Below are 3,415 nucleotides of genomic sequence, written 5' to 3' on the forward strand. Positions count from 1 at the left end.
GCGCGGCCGGGGCAACCAGGCCAGGCGCCGGGGCGGCGGCATGCGCGGCGGGCGCGGCATGGGCCAGGCCCTGATCGGCGGCCCAGGCGGCTTCTTGCTCGGCGGCCCAGGCGGCGGCCTCGGCTTCTTCCTGACGGCGACGCTCGCGGCGCTCGGACTGCGCCGCCTGCATGCGCTGAGCCGCCGACACGGTCGAGCTCGCGCCACGGCCCAGCAGCCGCAGCAGCGTGTCATAGGCCATCACGGTGCCAACCAGCAGGAAGCGCCCGATGGCGCTCAGCTCGGGCTTGGTGAAGCCCAGCACAAAGGCGCCCATGGCGACGATCCCGGCGCCCAGCACCAGCATGACGACCTTCAGCCCCAGCCCGGTCCCGACCGGCAGGATGCCCAGCACGGTGCCCATCATCATGTCGCCGAAGAGCCCGCCCAGCCCGAAGCTGTGGGTCCATTCCGGGCCGACGGTCTGGCCGGCGGCGTAAACGGCAGAGAGCGCAATCCAGATCGGGGCAAAGACGATGCGGGAGAGCGCGCGCTCTTCGCCCTGGTGGAGGGCGAGGCGAGCCCCCCAGACCATGAGCACGAGCGCGAGACCCCAGCTGCCCCAGCCGACGATCATGAATAGCGGTGCGGCGATCGAGGCGCCGATCCGGCCCATCCAGTTCTGCACCGGCGCATCGGTGGCCGAGAGCCAGGAGGGATCGTCGGGCGTGTAGGACCCGATCATCGCGGCGGCCATCAGGCCGAGGGCGATCAGGGCCAGTCCGGCAAGCTCCTTGCCGCGCTTCTCGATCGCCGCCTGCATGTTGCTGTCGAAGAGGGGGTCACGCCCCCGTGCCTGATATGCCATCGCTCGCCTCGTCTTTTTCTTATTGCCCATAGAGACAGTCACGGATCCGCGTGAGTCCCTGTTCGGTCTGCTCCCGGTCTGCCACGAGGGCGACCCTGATATATCCCTTGCCCGGATTGCCCGCCGCGGTGTCGCGCGACAGGTAGGCGCCCGGCAGCACCCGCACGCCGGTCTCCTGCCAGAGCTTCAGCGCCGCCGCCTCGCCATCCTCGACCGGCAGCCAGAGGAAGAACCCGGCCTGCGGAGGCTCGTAGCCCGGCACGTTGCCGAAGATGCGGTCGGCCATGTCGAACTTCTCGGCATAGAGCCTGCGGTTCTCGACCACGTGGGCCTCGTCGGCCCAGACCCGCTCGCTCACCCGCTGGATCGGCAGCGGCAGCGGGGCGCCGGAATAGGCGCGCAACTGCTTGATGCGCTTCATGCATTCGGGGCCCCCGGCCACGAAGCCCGAGCGCAGCCCGGGCAGGTTCGAGCGCTTCGAGAGCGAATGGAAGATCACCACGCGCTCGGGGTCGGCCCCCATCTCGTGGGCGACCTGGAGCGCGCCGGCGGGCGCGTCGCCGCGGTAGATCTCGGAATAGCACTCGTCGGCGAGGATGCGGAAATCATGTTTCTCGGCCAGCGCGATCAGCCGCTCCCAGTAGCCGCGATCCGCCACCGCGCCCTGCGGATTCGCGGGCGAGCAGATATAGGCCAGCGCGGTGCGCTCGAGCACCTCTTCGGGCAGCGCGTGGTAATCCGGCAGGTGGCCGGTCTCTTGCGTGGCGTTCACGAAGACCGGCTCGGCCACCACCGAGACGGTGGCGATGGCGTAGACCTGGTAAAACGGGTTCGGGATCAGCACCGCCGGCTGCTTGCCGTGCTTCTGCTCGGGGCAGAGCGCCATGGCGGCGTTGTAGAGCCCCTCGCGGGTGCCGTTGAGCGGCATGACCTGGGTGGCGGGATCGACGCTCACGCCATAGCGGCGCTTGATCCAGTCGGAAATCGCCTGCTGCAGCTCGGGGGTGCCGTCATTGGGCGGGTACTTGGCGAACTCGGAGACGTGCTCGGCCAGCACCGTGCCCACCCAGTCGGGGAACGGGTGCTTGGGCTCGCCGATGGACATATGCGTGACCTCGCCGCCCGGCGCATGCGCATCGAGCAGCGCCCGCAGACGCGGAAACGCATAGGGCGGCAGGTTCGAAAACCGCTCGGGAAACATGGCAAATAAGCCTTTGACTGCCTGCAATACTGCTTTTTATCCGGGATCGTTTTCGCCCCGATTTGCCGCCACGATACGGGAAGAACCGGGCTTGCGTCCAGCGCTCTGACCACGCCCGCGCCGGCTGTGGCGGGAATGCCGCAACCGGATGGAAACGACCCAAGGCCCCTTCCGCGTTGTATTTCTGCCGGGATCGTCGGGGCGGTTTTTTCGCGTCACGTGGCGGATGGGGCGGGAGGGGGCGCTGCCCCCGTCGCGGCAGAGCCGCGACTCCCCCGAGGTATTTTTGAACCAGAGAAGAGGCGGGGGTTGGTCTGCGGGTGGCTTGGGTCAGGCCAGGGCGCGCTCGGTGGCGAGGCCCAGGCGCAGCAGGCGATCTTCCTGCATCGGCGGCGCCATCAGCGACAGCCCGCAGGAGGGGGTGCCGGTGGGCAGCGTGAGGGCGCAGCCGCCCATGACATTGCCGACGCGGGTGTTGCGCAGGGCCAGCAGGTTGGCGGTGACGTAGTATTCGCCCTGCTCCATCAGCTTGTCGATATTGGGCGGCAGGATCGGCGCCGTCGGGCAGAGCACCGCGTCGAAGCCGGCGGTGGCGCGGGCATAGGCGGCGCGGGCGGCGGCCATGCGGTCGAGCGCGCGCAGATAGGCCGCGCCGGTCACCGGCTTGCCGCCCTCGAAGCGCTCGCGGATCGGCGCGAACATCTTGTCGGGCGCCGCCTCGATGGCCTCGCCCCAGGTCGCCCAGGCCTCGGTGGTGTAGAGCACGCCCGCATCCTGCATCGGGATGGCGATCTCGGGCACGTCGAGATCGACGATCTCGGCACCGGCGGCGGCGAGCTTGTCGAGCGCGGCCGCGTGGGCGGCGGCGGGCTCGGGGCTCATGTCATCCAGAACGATGGTGGTCAGCCGCGCGAAGCGGCGGCCTTTCAGCGAGGCGCCGCGCAGGTCGGGGGCGTCGCGACCCTCGAGCGCCGCGAAGGTCAGCGCCGCGTCCTCGACGCTCTGGCAGAGCGGACCGACGGTGTCGAACGCCACCGCCAGCGGCACCACGCCGTCGAGCGAGATCCGGCCCGAGGTGGTCTTGAGCCCGACGAGATCGTTCCAGCAGGAGGGGATGCGCACCGAGCCGCCGGTGTCGGAGCCGATGGCGGCCGCCGCCAGCCCGAAGGCGACCGAGGCGGCCGCGCCCGACGATGAGCCGCCGGCGACGGCATCCGGATCATTCACGCAAGGCGAGGTCGCGGTCATCGGGTTGAGGCCGAGCCCGGAGAAGGCGAGCTCGGACATGTGGGTCTTGCCGAGGCAGACCAGCCCCATCGCCGTCGCCACGTCCAGCACGGCGGCATCGCGGGCGGGCACCCTGCCCT

The 3,415-nt window shown here is 70.1% G+C and carries 3 protein-coding genes; all 3 read right to left on the bottom strand.

The window, feature by feature from the left end; genetic code table 11:
• Positions 1-847, bottom strand: an 847-nt coding sequence (locus AC6RA4_RS24240; protein WP_500164690.1) for a DNA translocase FtsK 4TM domain-containing protein, incomplete at its 3' end; no start/stop codon positions are given.
• 19 nt (positions 848-866) lie between these two features.
• On the bottom strand, positions 867-2,048 hold the full coding sequence (locus AC6RA4_RS24245) for an aminotransferase class I/II-fold pyridoxal phosphate-dependent enzyme (RefSeq protein WP_500164692.1): 1,182 nt from the start codon (positions 2,046-2,048) through the stop codon (positions 867-869).
• Between the two features lie 330 nt (positions 2,049-2,378).
• The coding region (locus AC6RA4_RS24250; RefSeq protein WP_500164694.1) for an amidase at positions 2,379-3,415 on the bottom strand (1,037 nt) is incomplete at its 5' end.

The sequence above is a fragment of the Salipiger sp. genome (assembly GCF_059781815.1).